The 14,988-nt window shown below is 62.3% G+C and carries 13 protein-coding genes; 2 read left to right on the plus strand and 11 right to left on the minus strand.

The window, feature by feature from the left end:
• Positions 1-192 precede the first annotated feature (192 nt).
• Positions 193-618 (plus strand): integrase core domain-containing protein, encoded by a 426-nt coding sequence (locus ACTG4X_RS34345; RefSeq protein ID WP_440534553.1) that lies wholly within the window; start codon positions 193-195, stop codon positions 616-618.
• On the opposite strand, the gene ACTG4X_RS34350 is transcribed toward ACTG4X_RS34345, so the two are convergent.
• The 11 genes from ACTG4X_RS34350 to ACTG4X_RS34400 all read right to left on the minus strand — a co-directional run bounded on the left by ACTG4X_RS34350 (position 615) and on the right by ACTG4X_RS34400 (position 13,561).
• On the minus strand, positions 615-1,145 hold the full coding sequence (locus tag ACTG4X_RS34350) for a carboxymuconolactone decarboxylase family protein (RefSeq protein ID WP_440534554.1): 531 nt from the start codon (positions 1,143-1,145) through the stop codon (positions 615-617). The two genes, ACTG4X_RS34345 and ACTG4X_RS34350, sit on opposite strands and share 4 nt — an antisense overlap.
• Complete coding sequence (locus ACTG4X_RS34355; RefSeq protein ID WP_440534555.1) at positions 1,142-2,464, minus strand: MFS transporter; 1,323 nt, start codon at positions 2,462-2,464, stop codon at positions 1,142-1,144. Before ACTG4X_RS34355 ends, ACTG4X_RS34350 begins: the two co-directional genes overlap by 4 nt.
• Positions 2,465-2,537: 73 nt before the next feature.
• Complete coding sequence (locus tag ACTG4X_RS34360) at positions 2,538-3,860, minus strand: MFS transporter (RefSeq protein ID WP_440534556.1); 1,323 nt, start codon at positions 3,858-3,860, stop codon at positions 2,538-2,540.
• A gap of 312 nt (positions 3,861-4,172) precedes the next feature.
• Entirely contained in the window at positions 4,173-4,820 is a 648-nt protein-coding gene (locus tag ACTG4X_RS34365) for an NADPH-dependent F420 reductase (protein WP_440534557.1), read from the minus strand.
• Between the two features lie 41 nt (positions 4,821-4,861).
• Positions 4,862-5,713 carry a fumarylacetoacetate hydrolase family protein gene (locus tag ACTG4X_RS34370; protein ID WP_440534558.1) on the minus strand — a complete coding sequence of 284 codons (852 nt, stop codon included), beginning with the start codon at positions 5,711-5,713 and terminating at the stop codon, positions 4,862-4,864.
• Positions 5,714-5,953: 240 nt separating this feature from the next.
• The gene (locus ACTG4X_RS34375) at positions 5,954-7,360 is read right to left on the minus strand and encodes a 3-oxoacid CoA-transferase (RefSeq protein WP_440534559.1); all 1,407 of its coding nucleotides are present in this window, start codon (positions 7,358-7,360) and stop codon (positions 5,954-5,956) included.
• Positions 7,357-7,785 carry a Zn-ribbon domain-containing OB-fold protein gene (locus ACTG4X_RS34380; protein WP_440534560.1) on the minus strand — a complete coding sequence of 143 codons (429 nt, stop codon included), beginning with the start codon at positions 7,783-7,785 and terminating at the stop codon, positions 7,357-7,359. Before ACTG4X_RS34380 ends, ACTG4X_RS34375 begins: the two co-directional genes overlap by 4 nt.
• On the minus strand, positions 7,782-8,936 hold the full coding sequence (locus ACTG4X_RS34385) for a thiolase domain-containing protein (RefSeq protein WP_440534561.1): 1,155 nt from the start codon (positions 8,934-8,936) through the stop codon (positions 7,782-7,784). Before ACTG4X_RS34385 ends, ACTG4X_RS34380 begins: the two co-directional genes overlap by 4 nt.
• A gap of 557 nt (positions 8,937-9,493) precedes the next feature.
• The gene (locus ACTG4X_RS34390; RefSeq protein WP_440534562.1) at positions 9,494-10,270 is read right to left on the minus strand and encodes a helix-turn-helix domain-containing protein; all 777 of its coding nucleotides are present in this window, start codon (positions 10,268-10,270) and stop codon (positions 9,494-9,496) included.
• A gap of 250 nt (positions 10,271-10,520) precedes the next feature.
• Positions 10,521-12,056: a carbohydrate porin gene (locus ACTG4X_RS34395; RefSeq protein WP_440534563.1), complete on the minus strand. Its 1,536-nt coding sequence runs from the start codon at positions 12,054-12,056 to the stop codon at positions 10,521-10,523.
• A 62-nt stretch (positions 12,057-12,118) separates the two neighbouring features.
• Positions 12,119-13,561 carry an MmgE/PrpD family protein gene (locus ACTG4X_RS34400; protein WP_440534564.1) on the minus strand — a complete coding sequence of 481 codons (1,443 nt, stop codon included), beginning with the start codon at positions 13,559-13,561 and terminating at the stop codon, positions 12,119-12,121.
• Between the two features lie 495 nt (positions 13,562-14,056).
• On the opposite strand from ACTG4X_RS34400, the gene ACTG4X_RS34405 reads away from it, so the two are divergent.
• Complete coding sequence (locus ACTG4X_RS34405) at positions 14,057-14,986, plus strand: fumarylacetoacetate hydrolase family protein (RefSeq protein ID WP_440534565.1); 930 nt, start codon at positions 14,057-14,059, stop codon at positions 14,984-14,986.
• The last annotated feature ends 2 nt before the right edge of the window (positions 14,987-14,988 follow it).

A 14,988-nucleotide genomic window follows, 5' to 3' on the forward strand; every position in this document is an offset into this window, starting at 1 on the left:
CGGCCATCGTGACTTCGTTCTCGAATCAACGCGACCGCCGGCAAATTTTCAAACGTCTCGATTGAGACGAGACTCAGTCTAACGGGCGGGTCTAAGAGGCGGTGGTCTTTCCCAGCCCGTGTCCGCAGGGTGTATCGGAGGCACGGCGACCGGAGCCATCGAGAGGAACCTCGCTTGCTCCCATGACCACGCATGGCTGGCATTTACCGCCATGCACCATGCCCCGACCAGAAGCAGGCACAGGCAATCCTGTGCCTGCGCAATGCGGTGGCCTGCTGCATCCGCTGGGGTATCACTGTGCAGCGCCTGTCGATGGGCAACGGCCCGGTGCTGCGCTCGTGCGAGTTCAAGGCAACCTGCATCGAGTTCGGCATCAAGCACAGCTTCACGCGGCCCCAGTGGCCGCAGACCAACGGCAAAGCCCAGAGGTTCATGCATTCCGCGTTGTGTGAGCGGGGCTGCGGCTGGACCCACCAGAACTCAGCGCATCGAAGCAATGCCCTGGCAAGCCGGCGGCACCACTGCAACTGGCATCGCCCGCACACCGGCATCGGCGGCATCGCGCCCATGTCGGGACGCAACGCGTCAAGAAATAACCTCTTGACGCTTCACAACTAGTGCTCGATGCGGAGCGCCACCAGGAAGCGCGACACCATGTTGTAGGCCGCCACGGTGGCCACGAGTTCCACCAGCCGCTCGTCGTCGTAGCGCCGCTTGAGCTCGAGGATCAGCTCATTCGGCACGGCGATGTCACGCGTCATCGAATCCGTCAGTTCGAGCACTAGGCGCTCATCTGCGTCGAAGATCTTCGCGATGGCGCTCTCCGACACCGCTGCTATCTTGTGCTCGCTCACACCCTCACGCAAGGCAATCGGCGCATGCGCCTCGAATTCGAAGGGGGCTCCGTTGAGCACAGCGACTCGCAAAATGATGAGTTCACGCAATGCAGCCGACACACCTGTCTGGTTGCGAACGGCCGTCAGCATGCGCTCCCACCCACAGGCAATCGGAGCGCTGTTGAGCAGGACTTGGTAGAGCAATGACACGCGGCCCCGCTCCGCCATGAGGCGGGCTTCAACGTCCGCAAGGGAAGGCCGCGATCCAGGGACAACAAGCCCCACGAGAACTTTGTGATTGGCACTCATTGGATCGGGTCCCCCAATTGGCAGCGGCGCGACTTCGCTACCGTCACTGCTGCCAGCGAAATCAGCGCGAGAGCTGTGATGTAGAGCCCGACACCGAACGAGTGGTGGTAGCGGACCATGATGGCCTGCGCGATCGTCGGAGCGAAGGCGCCGCCCAGGATCGAACCCAGTGCGTAGCCGATCGAAATCCTCGAGTACCGCACCCGGGCCGGAAACAGATCTGCCAGCATCGCTGCCTGCGGCCCATAGGACAACCCCAGCGGCACCGCGAACACCAGCAATGCGATCAGAAAATGGATGACGGTGCCCGCGTCGATCAGCAGCCACATGGGCACTGCCCACAAGGCCAGCAGCACATAGCCGAGCTGCAGCGTGCGAGCCGCGCCGATGCGGTCGCCGATCCAGCCGGAGGCGAAAGTCGAGACCAGCCACAGCGCGCACGCGGCAATGGAGCAGCCCAACAACTGGTTGGCCGGGAGATGCAGCACCGACTGGCCGTAGCTGATCGTGAAGGCCAGAAACAGGTAACCGGCCGCGCTGTTGCCCACGCAGATCAGGGCCGATAGCAGGATCGGCCGAAAATGTGACTTGAACACCTCGCGCAGCGGTGCCTTCGATTGGACCCGCCGGCTCTGCAACGCCTTGAAGACGGGTGACTCCTCGACGTGCCGCCGGATCATCCAGCCGGCCACGGTGAGCACGATCGAAAACAGGAAGGGAAGTCGCCAGCCGTAGGCCAGCAATTGGTCCGGGTCGAACGAGGCCGCTACTGCCAGCATCGCGCCCGTGGCAATCAACAGTCCGATCGGTACTCCCGCCTGCGGGAAGGCGCCGAACGAGGTTCTTCTGGAAGGCGGTGCATGCTCGACCGCCAGCAAGGCCGCGCCGCCCCACTCGCCACCGGCCGAAAATCCCTGCAGGATGCGCAGCAGGCTCAGGAGAATCGGCGCCCAGATGCCGATGCTGGCATAGGTAGGTAACAGGCCGATCAGGCCGGTGGCGCTACCAATCAGCATGAGCGTGATGACCAGCATGGCGCGTCGGCCGAAGCGGTCTCCCAGGTAACCGCAGAGCACCGCGCCCAGTGGCCTGAAAAGGAACGCGATGCCGATGGTGGCCAGCGAAAAGATCTGACCCAGGTCCGGGTCCGAGCGCACGGCCGGCGCGAAGAACAGCGCGCCGAAAATAAGCGCCGCCGACTGAGCGTAGATCAGGTAGTCGTACCACTCGATCGACGTGCCGACGATGGTCGCTGCCAACACGCACTTGTCGTCGGCGGAGCGTTGGATCGCAACCTGGAACGCGTTCTTATCGTCCATTGCATTTCTTGTTCTTGTCGACGGCCCCGCCGTTCATTCGGAAAAATAACCCGTCTCGCGGAGGTGTGCGGGCTCAGCGCGCGGCATGCGTGTCGGCGTGCACGCCCGCATGACTTCCAGCGGGAAGCGCTTCGACGCCTTTGGACTTCGGCGGACCGATCACGCGCAGCAAGACCATCGAGACACACACCATGGCAACGATCGTGACAAGGACCGGCTCATAGTGCCCTGTGTGATCGAAATAGATGCCGGCCAATACAGGACTGAGCGCGGCGCCGGCGGTTTGCATGAGCAGCCCGATGGCCGTGAGCATCGGAAATACCTTGAGATTCCAGTAGCTGCTTAACAGCACCATGGGACCGACCTGCACTGCGCCGAACCCCACGCCATAGATGACCGCGTATCCATACAAGCCCACCGGGCCAGTCGCGTAGGCCAATGTGAGAAGGCCGAGTCCAAAGAGCACCAAGGCACCGAAATAGGCGGACCGGGGAGCGACTCGCTGCGCAAGCGAACCGATTCCCAGATTGCCCGCCACCAGCGCCGCGGAAATGATCCCGATGGTCGCAGCAGCAGCCACGGGCGAATGGCCCAGATCGCGCAAATGTGCCTGCGCATGCGCAATGACAAAGGCCGAACCGCAGGTCGTGGCGAACATGCAGAAGTAGATCGCCCACAACGCGGGCGAGCGAAGCGCATCCCGGACCCGCAACCCGGTCCCGCTCGGCCCGGCAGGCTGCGGAAAATTGAGCTTGGAGCGATGCTTCGAGAGGCGTTCTCTGTCGGCGTTCTCCCAGGCTTCAAGTCTTTCGGCATCCGGTTTGTCGCGCACAAAGAACAAGGCGACCAGGAGGCCCACCACCGCGAAGCCGAAGAACACCCAGCATCCCATTCGATAGCCGATCGCCGAACCTTGGATCGCTCCGGTCATGACCCACACGAAAACGAACCCGCCAAGGCCCACGGCCGCAAAGAGAACGGACAACACGAAGGGGCGCCTGTGACCAAACCACGCGGCCGCTGCCGTCTGACAGGGAATCACACTGATGAACGCAGCGGCCAAACCCATCACCCCGAATGCCAACGCAGCTTGCCATGGTGCGCTCACCCAGGTGGCGAGCGCGACCGATGCGGCCCCCATCAGGATGCAGCCGATGAACAGGCACCGGCGCACGCCAATTCTTGTCACCAGCGCAGCAACCCAGGGGGCAGCCAGCCCATCGGCGGTCATGTTGGCAGCGATAAGAAGTCCCAGTGCACTGCGCTCCCAGTGCAGTTCCGAGGTCATGTAAGTGCCGAGAACGCTGCCACCGTAGATGGGCAGGGCCAAGCCGACCCACATCATGAAGCACAACGCGCCCAGAACGCTCCAGCGTGATTGCAAACTTGTTGTCATCGGAAACCTGCCAGTCAAAGTGGGGCTTATCCAATCACTCGGCGGTGGCTGGAAGAATTGTTGAGGAGATTCACAATGCAAACACCCTGCGCCGCATCGGCCAGACGATGATGAAAGATCCATTCATCACTCGGACACGCAGGCCCGCGCCTCCGTCGCGCAGGCGAGCTCGTGGCCTGCCCTGCGCGACACGGGCAGTGAGCACGCCGATAAGGTCTGTCATGGCCGCGCGGAGGTTGCGCTGATCGATCAGCCGGATGTTTGCGACACTTGGCGAAAAGATCGCACTTGCAGTCTCGATGCGCCTGCTCGTTACTTCTCGACTTGGCGAGCCTTCGCGAGCAACGCCTTCGCTTCCTTGGGCGCCAGCAATTTCATCTTGAGCGACAGCGGGCCGCCCATGCCATGCAATTTCCCGCCCTCGGCCAGCGAGCCCACATCGATCGGCTCGCCGCCGATGTCGCGGATCAACTGAGCCACTTTCTCCTTGGCTTGAGCATCGTCTCCCGAGAAGAAGATCGCGCCGCTGTCACCTTCGGGCGGCAGGCCGCCGGCGAAAACGGGAATCGGTTCGTAGTTGAATGTCTTCACGACAGAAGCCCCCCAAAGAAGCTCGGCAACGACCTCGCTGGAACCTCGACCGCCAATGTCGATGAGATCCTCCGGACGCGGGCCGCGGCGATTGTTGGTGGTGTCGATGACCACCTTCCCCGCCCACGAACCTGCGGCAGCGACCGCGGCGGCGGTTTTTTCCCATGGCGTGGCGAGGATCACCAGATCAGCATCGGCCAGCATCTTTCTCGATTCCATCGCGCTCACGCCCGGCCCCAGCTTCTCCACCAGCGCTTGCAGGGATGCGGGGCCTCTGGAGTTGCTGAGGATCACGCGATGCTCGCCCGAGACGAGCTTCGGCACCAGCATCTGCGCCATTTTCCCAGCGCCCAGAATTCCAATAATCATGATGTCCTTGTCCTTTGCGATTGAGTAAGCGCGTGCAGCGGTTACGCTTCGTTTTCGATGACGTTGCGCAGCACACCAATCTCGGTGATTTCGACTTCGACGATGTCGCCGTGCTTCATGAACAACTGGGGCTTGCGGCGCACGCCCACGCCGCCAGGCGTTCCCGTCACGATCACATCGCCCGGCTCGAGCGCCGTGAACGTAGAGCAATAGGTAATGAGCTCAGCAATCGAAAAGATCATTTGCCGGCTGGTCGCGCGCTGAACCTCGAGGCCGTTGAGCCGCGTGCTGAGATGAAGCACTGGATCGTCGCCGAACTCGTCCGCCGTGCTCATCCAGGGCCCGAACCCGCCGGTGTGCCAGAAGTTCTTGCCAGGCGTCCACTGCTGCGTATGGCCTTGCCAATCGCGGACCGATGCGTCGTTGTATGGCGCATAGCCGGCGACGTGCTTCCAGACCTGATCCGAAGGAATGCGACGTCCGGCCTTGCCGATGATGACGGCGATTTCACCCTCGTAATCGAGCTTTTCGGACTCGGTCGGCAATGGAATGACGCCCAGATGGCCCACCTGGGAGTTGACGAAACGGCCGAAGACCGGCGGCTTGAGCGTGGGCTCGCGCTCTGTTTCCGAGCGATGCTCTTCGTAGTTGATCCCGATGCAGATGATCTTCGGCGGCCTTGGAATCACCGGCAGAAATGTGATTCGCTCAGGGGCGAAGTCCGGGACGGCGCCTTCCAGAGCCGCAGCAATCTCGGGCAGCGCGTCAGCTTGCAGAACGCTCAGCAGATCAGGGAATTTACCGCCGAGACGTTTTGTGAAATCGACCACCCCGCCATCGACCCAAACACCGAATCTCTGCGACCCACCAACCTCAAAACTCAGCAGCTTCATTGTCTTGTCTCTTTGTCATGTTTTTGGAAATGGATGCCGTTTGCGCACCGGGGACGGCATGAGAACTCTTGGCTCTACCCACTCGCCTGAATGAAGAATAGCGTGCGGTGAGTGCGTTGAACAAGCACGCCACCCGATCTGTCCGCTCTGTGTATCAGGGCCTGTCGGGGCAAGGTCGGCGGCCGGTTTCTGCCCGAGTTCGGCAGCATTTTTCAGCGCGCACATTCCCCCGAGATCGACTCATCGCACCGGTTCGGCGTCGGGCTGCATGACGCGCACGTTGTCCGAGACCAGCAGTTCCATGTCGGTCAATTGCTGGATCTCGGCGACGGAGAAACCCGGCGCAACTTCTTCGAGCACGAATCGATCGCCGCGGCGAACAAGCAACGCGAGGTCAGTGACGATCATGTCGACGCACCGCGGCGCCGTGAGGGGATATTCGCACGCGCGAACGAGCTTCGAGCGACCCTTGCTGTCGCTGTGCTCCATGACGACGATGAGCTTGCGGGCGCCGGCGATTAGATCCATCGCGCCGCCTATGCCACCACCGACCTGGCCCGGCACGCTCCAATTGGCGAGGTCGCCATTCTGTGCCACCTGGTACGCGCCCAGCAGCACGGCAGAAAGCTTGCCTGATCGGGCCACTTCGAACGACACCACACTGTCGAACAACGCCCCGCCGGCCCGCATCTCGATGAAGCCACCCGCGGCGTCGAAGAAGTCAGGGTCGGGTAGACCGGAGTCGCCGAGCAGTTCATAGCCCAGTGCCCCGTTCTCCGCGTGCAGCATGATGCTGCGACCTGCAATATGCGAGGCCACCAAGGTGGGCAAGCCTGAACCCAGGTTGACATACCCATGCTCCGGCAACAGCGCGGCGGCGCGTTGAGCGAACTCCATCCGCGACAGCGCTGGCTTGCCGAAGTAGTCGCGTCGGCTGTCGGGGGCTCTGCGCCTCATCGCCTCTTTTGGCACTGCCACCTTCTTGGTGGCGAGCACGACGCGAGCCACGAAGATGCCTGGCAGCCCCACCCGCTCCGGCGGGATGACACCCGCATCGACAATCTCCTCGACTTCGACAATGGCGACGCGCGCGCCCTTGGCGAAGCTCGGATGGAAATGCATGCTGCTGCCGCGAAACTCCACGTTGCCGTTCGCGTCCGCACGAAAACCTCGCACCAACGCATAGTCGACGGGCAGTGCCTGTTCGAGCACGTACTGCTTGCCGCCGAACTCGCGCAACTCTTTGCCGTTTTCCAATGGCGTGCCCACCGTCACGGGACTGTAGAACGCTGGCAGTCCTGCGCCGGCGGCGCGCAAGCGTTCGACGAGGATTCCCTGGGGGACCATTTCAAGCTGCACTTCGCCGGCCGCGGCGCGCTGCTCCACGAGAGAAGGAAAACCAGGCCGTGCCGAGAATGACAGAACGACCTTGCTGACTTGCCCGTTCTCCAGAAGCAGCTCCGGCCGATATTCGCCAGCGCCCAGCGAGTTGGCGACCAGGCACAGTTCGCGCGCGCCCTGCTCCTTCAGGGCAATCACCAGGCTGTTCGGATAACTATGTCCCACGCCGAAGCCGGCGATCGCAATGGTCGAGCCACTGGGAATGTCGGCGACGGCGGCTTCGGGCGAGGAGAATATTTTGGTCATGGGTGCTTGTCGGTAATGAGTGGCCTGAAACGCAGCAGCGCTGCTTCATCGCCCGCCTCGCTGAACACTGCGCTGACGGACTGTCCAATTTCCAGTTCCGCAGGATCGCAGTCGATGATGTTTGTCAGAACGCGCGGGCCTTCTTGCAGCTCGACCAAGGCGAGCACATAGAGCTGTGTCTCGCGGTACGCGCCTTCGCCACGACGAACACTGGCGAAGCTGTAAATCGAACCGCGGCCGCTTGCCTCGAACCACTCCACGGCGTCGTGTCCACACTCCGGGCAAAACTGCCGCGGGTACCAGATGACGAAGCTGCACCGGGGGCAGCGCGGCAGCATCAGCTTGCCTGCCTTGGTTCCGTCCCAGAATGGCTTGGCCTCCTGGCTGATCAGCGGCGCAGGCGCCGGCAGCTCAACGTTGTTCATGCGTCACCTCGACCAAGTATCAGCGTCGCGCTGCACAGGCGCGAGACACCGCCTCCCGTGCCATGCGCCAAAGCCAGTTCGCAATTCTTGACTTGCACTTCCGGATGGGCTTCGCCGCGCAATTGTCGAACCGCCTCGATAATCTTGACCATGCCGCCTTGATAGCCGGGGTGGTTGTTGCACAGACCCCCGCCATCGGTGTTGACCGGGAGACGCCCGCCGACTCGCAAGGCCCCGTCGGCAGCAAACGCGCCACCCTCGCCCTTCTTGCAGAATCCCAGGTCCTCGAGTGTCATCAGCACCGTGATCGTGAAGGAGTCATAGATGGATGCGTAGTCGATGTCAGCCGGCGTTACCGACGCCTCTTCGAATGCCGCGGGGCCCGACCACACGGCTGCGGTGTAGGTCACATCCAGACGTCCACCCATGGTGTGCTTGATCGCTTCTGCGTGACCCAGGACCTTGACCGATCGGCGCGTCAGGCCTGCTGAAATTTCCGGGGTGGTGACGATCACCGCGCCACCACCGTCGGTGACGACGCAGCAATCCAGCCTGCGCAAGGGATCGGCGACGAACGGCGAAGCGAGCACGTCATCGACGGTGACAGGCTTTCGCAGCATGGCGTTCGGGTTGTACTGGGCGTGAAACGCGGCAGCCGCCTTCACTTCGGCCATTTGCCGCGCACTCGTTCCGTACTCGTGCATGTGCCGCTTCGCGGCCAGTGCGTAGATCCCGATGTTGGTTTCGCCGTAAGGCGCTTCGAAGGGGTACTCCGGCGTGTCCGGCGGCAGCTTCGCGCCACGCACGATGCCGCGAACGCGTGCGCCCTGCGTCACCAAGGCAATGCGGCACTTGCCGCTTGCCACCGCCAGCGCCGCATGGCCGACATGGCAGAGATAAGAGGATCCGCCCGTGAAGGTCGAGTCGGTGTAGCGCAGGTGCTTCAGGCCAATGTACTCTGCAAGCGAGATGGCACCAAACCCGAGTTGGCCGTTGCAGAAGTAGCCATCGACGTCCTGCAATCCAAGCCCGGCATCGGCAAGAGCACCCAACGCGACATCGGCGTGAATCTGCGCCGCTGAACGATCCGGCAAGTCCCTGCCGGGGTGCTCATAGGCACCAATGATGACTGCTTTTCCATTGAGGCTCACGCGTACTCCACGTCACGGTTCGATTTCACGAGGTTATCGACACCGAGCCGGGACTGCCATGCAGACTGTGCAAGTGTCCGCCGTGTGAATCGACGGACGCATGAGAAACAAGGCAGATGAAGGGATGACGTGCGTGGCATGCCATGTCATGCCCACGCCGAGTCCGTGGCGCTGCAGGCATTCGCGCCAGAGCAGATCGGATTTGCGGGGACGCCGTGTGAAGAACTGCAGATCCCCTTGACCACTCCACCTGGATCTGCCGTCGTGCACGGGCGGTGGCCATGTCCGCACGCATTTCCTTTGCTCGGGGCAATGGCGCGACCGGCAGTGCAACCATGCCCACGGTCGCTGCCGTGGGCGCGCCGCCGAACACGATGGCGGGCACCGAACCGAGCCGATAGGCAGTCAAGTCAGGCCCGACTCAAACGCGCCGATCTGGTTCGAGTTGCGGATGAAGATGCCGTTGACCGCGCCGATTCCTGGAAAGCGCCGCGCAACGGCGAGCATTGCGCGATCACTTCAGCGTCCGATCGGCGTCGGACGCGCATCGGCGCGCCCTACCACTCGATCCCTGCGGTTTCGAGGTTATGTTCTATTTCTGCCTTGGCCTCACGCAGTACGGGCAGGAACCGCGATATGGCGACGTCCTCGGGGATCAACGAGTGGGGCCACACGGTGCTGATGCAACCGAACACCCTGCCCCGGCAAAGCACGGCCAACGCGATACTGTCGCAACGCTTGTACGGGACCTCGTCTGACGCGCAATAGCCATCCGCCTGAATCGATCGGATCATGTGAGTGATGTGGTGCGTGTCCCGAGCGACACGATCTTCCGGTGCTTGGGACTTGCGCAGGTGCGCCAGGATCTCACGTCGTTGCTCGTCGTCGGAAAACGCGAGATAGGCCCATCCCAGGGGGGTCGACAACATCGGAATCCGCCTGCCGACGGCACCCAGTCCAATCGGCTGCGGACTGAAGCGGTCCGTGCTTTCGCGCACGACGATGCGGTCATCCTCGAAGGTAGACACTGCGCTCGGCCACTTCAGTTGCTGCCGTCGCCCGAAGAGCACCGGCGTCGCCACTGAGACGAACACGGATTCGCTGGTCATTCCCCCGCTCAGACGACGCACCGCGATAGTCAGTCGATAGACGTTTTCATCGGGATTCACTCGCTCGACAAAACCGCCGTGGACAAGCGTTTCGATGATCCGATACACAGTCGGCAAGGGCAATTTGAGCGCCTTGGCGATATTTTGCGCCGAGGCGATCCGTACTTTATTGAGATACCCCAGAACGTTCAGCCCACGGTCAAGGGTTCGCAGTGGCGGTGTCATGTACCCTCCAGCAGATCCAGCTACCAAATGAACTCGCAAGCCTTCGCACATGCCTGCACCGTCGCTTGTCGCGTCGGCGAGGCGGTGGCGCAAGATTATGCGACGGCAAGGAAAAAATCGCGCGCCCACAGCCACCATTCCCGGCCACGGCGGTCAACCACGTGATTCGACGGTCCATACGGTTTCGGCTCGGCCTGCGCAAGATGGTTCCTTCGCCAGGGTGGCTCAGGAAAGAAGGGCCCGCTCCCTGCTACTTCAAACCCGTGATGCGGCCAAGGTCGACGACGAGAAACACGCCGAACAACCAGCCGCTGCGAGTGGTCCCCGCCGAAACAGAACGCCCCATCCTGTTCGGATGCAGAAAATATTGGAGCGAGGCGTTGATCAGCACGCCGGGGGCCAGTCCATACTGACCGTGCACATCGAATGCGAACGTGTCTCGGTGAACTGAATTGCTGCCCACGCCAGACTGCTGTTCGAATGCAGCCCGTCCCTTGCTCAGCTGCAGATAGCGCCAGGTCGAGCCGATCGATGCGATCGGATTGCTCTTGAGAAAACCACCATATTCGACGCCCGCATACGCTTCTATGGGAAATGGCTGACCAGTACCTGGCGTGACGTATGCCCCACCGTAGAGTGCGACGTTAGGAGGAAAGGGGCCTTGGGCATCCGCTTCTTTCCAGACGACCTTTCTTGCCTGGCCGTAGAGACCCCACGTGCCGCTGTCATGGGTCGTCACAGGAATCAGGGCGCCATCAGGCCCACGAACAGGCACAGGAAAACTGCGGTCGTCGACGTACGGCTTCGTGTTGTGATACACGCCGACCTCGGCATTGAGCGGATGCTGGCTGTTGGAAAAGTCCGACTTGTACGTGAGGTTCCCAACACCTATCCAGCCCTTGCGCGTCTTGGCGCCATTCCAATTCCAACCCGTTGACGTGGTTTGAAGGTCGTAGTTGTCTTCGACGACGGCGAACCCCAGGCGGGTACGGTCTGACAGCGCGTACGACATTCGCGCGCCCCAGAGTGATTTGTCCCGCGGTGGCACTCCCAGCGTTATCAGCGGTGTCGCTGCAAAGCAGCCGGTGCACATGTTTGCGACCATGAAGTCGTCCGTCAGATTCATGCGCCCATATTCAACATGAAGCTTCTCATCAAAGAATTCATGCGACAGCGTCAATTTAACGAGATTTGAATTCGTTTGTGTCGGGGGAAACGGCGCAAGCCCGGCACCCACTTGAGACGAGAAGTTGGCAGTGTTGTTGGAGGGTGGCTGCCAAAACTCCGTGAAATGAAGTTTTGTGTTGTAGATGCCCACGAGCTTTTGAAGATCGGCATTGGCCGAAAACCCCAGCTCAAAGTAATCAACGGACCTGCCCCTGGAGACACCGACCGAGGGGTTGGCGAAGTGCCCGTTCGCAACATACAAGCCGAGGTCGACCCCGTGCTGTTCGAGCGCATCGCCAATCCCGCTCAACGGCCCTGTTCTGGGGGGAGGGGCACCGGGTGGAGGCCGTGCGCCGATGTTCGCGGCACTCGGCGGATTCAGCTTGCTTTCATTCGGAGTCGGCAGGAAAACGCCTTTGACGGATTCTGGCGCGCTGGCAGGATCAAGCGGCTTGTCGGCCGTGGCGGGGGCGCCAGCAGCCTGCGTGCTGTCCGTTGCACCGGCCTGTGCGGTGACTGTCTCCAGGTCCGGGCCGCCAGCCATCGCCGTGAGGGACGAGCATCCCAATGCAACGACAACTGTTTTGGCATACCGCGTGATGTTCGTAACTTGTTTCATGTCTCTCTTTCCTTATATTTAGCTTCGCTTGGACGGGATCTTTGATGCGGGCCCGACGCAGGTCACGGCCGCGCCGGCGGGCCGACAGGAACCTTGGAAACGGGTCTTTGCAGGTGTGCCTTGTCGATGCCCGCCAGCGCGCGCCATAGCACCTGCGGGGCCGTGGCGCTGTCGAACAACCCACTGCACAGGGTCTCGACCTCTGCCGCCACGTTTTCATCGACCACCTCGCCTGCCAGCCGCCTGAACTTCGACCGGGCAGCTGCCATGTCGAAGGGCAGCGCTGGGTCGCCCCACGCGTCGACGACGGTCTTGCAGGCCACCATCTTTTCGCCGACGAAGAGCTCGACGGTGGCCGGATATGCCTGCGGGGCAAGGCTTTGCAGCTGGTCGTCCGCCACGACCTCGACCTTGTGCGCCAGCCGCGACATGTCCGCGCTGTGCACCGGCTCCCGACGCTCAATGTCCAGCAGATGCTGCGGGCTCGCGCCGGCCAGCGCGATGTTGTAGGCGCAGCTCGTGATGCGAGAAAGCCGACTCGCTTCGGTGTCGTCGTGACCCACCATCCGCGCATGGGCGGGCGGCAGCTTCACCCGGATTCGAGTCAGGTTCGCATGCGCGATGCCCTCCTCGAGCAACTGCCTGAAGGCCTGGACCGCCGCGATGTTGTGCTTGGCCATGCAATAGGGCTTGATGCTGGTGCGCTGCACCGCAGAACCCCGGCGCAAGAAACTTTCCACGACTTGCGGTGCCAACGCGATGCCGTGCAGGGCTGCCAGCGCCGAGCCGTCCAGCAGCGTCCGGTCACCGCTGAATCCCCGCGCGGCGCTCAGGGCCGCCGCGCCACCGGCCCTGGCCGCCATACCGAGCAGCAGCCATCGGGCCGAGGTCCCTGGGCCGGCCGCCACGCCTGCGCTGGCACTGCCCCCGGGGCGCCCGTTGGACGCCGTGAGCGCGATCGCCAGTGCGTTTGCGGTGCGCTCGGCGTCCAGGCCCAGCAGCGTCGAGGCCACCGCCGCGGTGGTGACCGGTGCCAGCAGCAGCGTCGGCCAGATGCCGCTGTGCAGTATTTCGGGTCCCGAAAACGTCTCGCCCAGACAGGTCATCACTTCGTAGCCCGCGTGGATGCTCGCAGCCAGACGGCCCGGCCCGATCGCGCCGGCCGGACCGGAAGCGGCACTGGCGGCAAGCGCCAGGGCGCTGAGGATGACGACCGCCCCTGGGGTGGTGCAGGACGCCATGTGCACGTCGTCGACCTCGGTCAGCCGTGCGGTTGCGGTGGCCAGGGCGATGGAATCGAGCATGGATGCAGCGAAGACCGCCGGCACGTGGGTGCCCTGCCCTTTTAGCCGGTGAAGCTGCACGCCTTCGGGGGATGCCCTGCCCGCGATCCACGCCCCGACGGTATCGAGCAGATGAATGGGCAAGGCCGGGCAAGCACCTTCAAGCGCGGCGGGTAGCAGGCCGGAGGTGAGGCGTTGCGCGATCGTGTCGATACGGGTCATGAGGCGGAAGCGTTCGTTGCAGGAGTCAGGGGAGGGCCGGCTATGGATTTGAAGCCAAATCTCATATAACGAGACTAGGTGCAAACACCGACACCATCCTCATTGGCTCATCAACGGGCGATAGCTACGCTTCTGACAGATGAAAATTATCGGACCCGCATCGTGCTCGGCGCGTCCCTTTTCGCTGCTTGGGATTGACCAATAAATCTCATAATGCTAGATTTCACTGATCGCTCAGCACCAAGGCGCCGAACCCTTCCGATCGCGATCAAGGTGACGCGATGGGTCGCGCATCGATCAGCCTGCATGGGCTGCGGATCCGCGATCCGCAACGATGAAAAGGCAGTGCGTGGAAGGTTCGGCGTTGTCGTCGCCGATGACGTCGAACTGCGCGTCGCTTTCGTCAGCCGCAATCCGCGGCTTCCAGGGTTTTCGCCCGCATGCATGGCTTTGCCTGACTCGCATCGATTCTTCTAGCTAAGGAACTTCTCTCCCATGAAACTGGCTTTTTTCGACTCTTATCGCCTCGGCCTGGTCACCGACGACGCAGTCGTTGATATTTCTTCCCAGGTGCCGCCCTACACCGAGGCCACAGCAAGCCTGGCCATGACTTGGCTCATCGAAAACTTCGCCAAAAAAAAGTCGGCGTTGGTGGAGGCCGCAAGGCAAGGCCCGCGCATACCGCTGCCTGACGTACGGCTTCGTCCCCCGATCCCCAAGCCTGGGAATATCGTCTGCATGGCGGTGAATTACATGGAGAACGGTTCGCTGGCCGAACCTCCGCTGATCAACGCGTTTCACAAGGCGTCGTCCGGCGTGATCGGCCACGGCGACACCATGGAACTACCGGATATGGCGGCCTCGGTGTTCGAGGCCGAAGCTGAAATTGCGCTGGTCATCGGCCGTCGCGCGGACAAGGTTGCCGCTGCCGACTGGAAAGACTATGTCTTCGGCTACACGGGTTTTATCGACGGCTCGGCGCGTGGCGTGAAGCCCGACAGAAATACCTTCTTCCAGATGAAATCGCGCGCCACTTTTGCGCCGCTGGGCCCGTGGATCGTGACGGCGGACGAAATCGAGAACCCGCAGAACCTGAGTATCGCCATGCGCATCAATGGCGCGCTCCGGCAGGACTTCAACACCGACGACATGGCACACGACATCCCCAAGTGCATCGAATGGCTCAGCCATATTCATCCGCTCGAGCCAGGTGACATCGTCGCGACCGGCACCAACCACCGGGGCCTGGGTGCCGTCCAGCACGGCGACCGGCTCGAGCTGACGGTCGAACGCGTCGGCACCCTCTCGGTCCTCGTCCGGGACGACCTGCAACGAACCTGGTCGACTGAAACCCGTCTGGAACGCCAGGCCAAGGGCCTGCCTGCCCTGTCGCCCCAGCTCTCGGGGAAATACACCCCGAGCTAGTC

It is taken from the genome of Variovorax sp. YR566 (genome assembly GCF_051992195.1).
In the GTDB taxonomy this organism is placed as follows: Bacteria; Pseudomonadota; Gammaproteobacteria; order Burkholderiales; family Burkholderiaceae_C; genus Variovorax.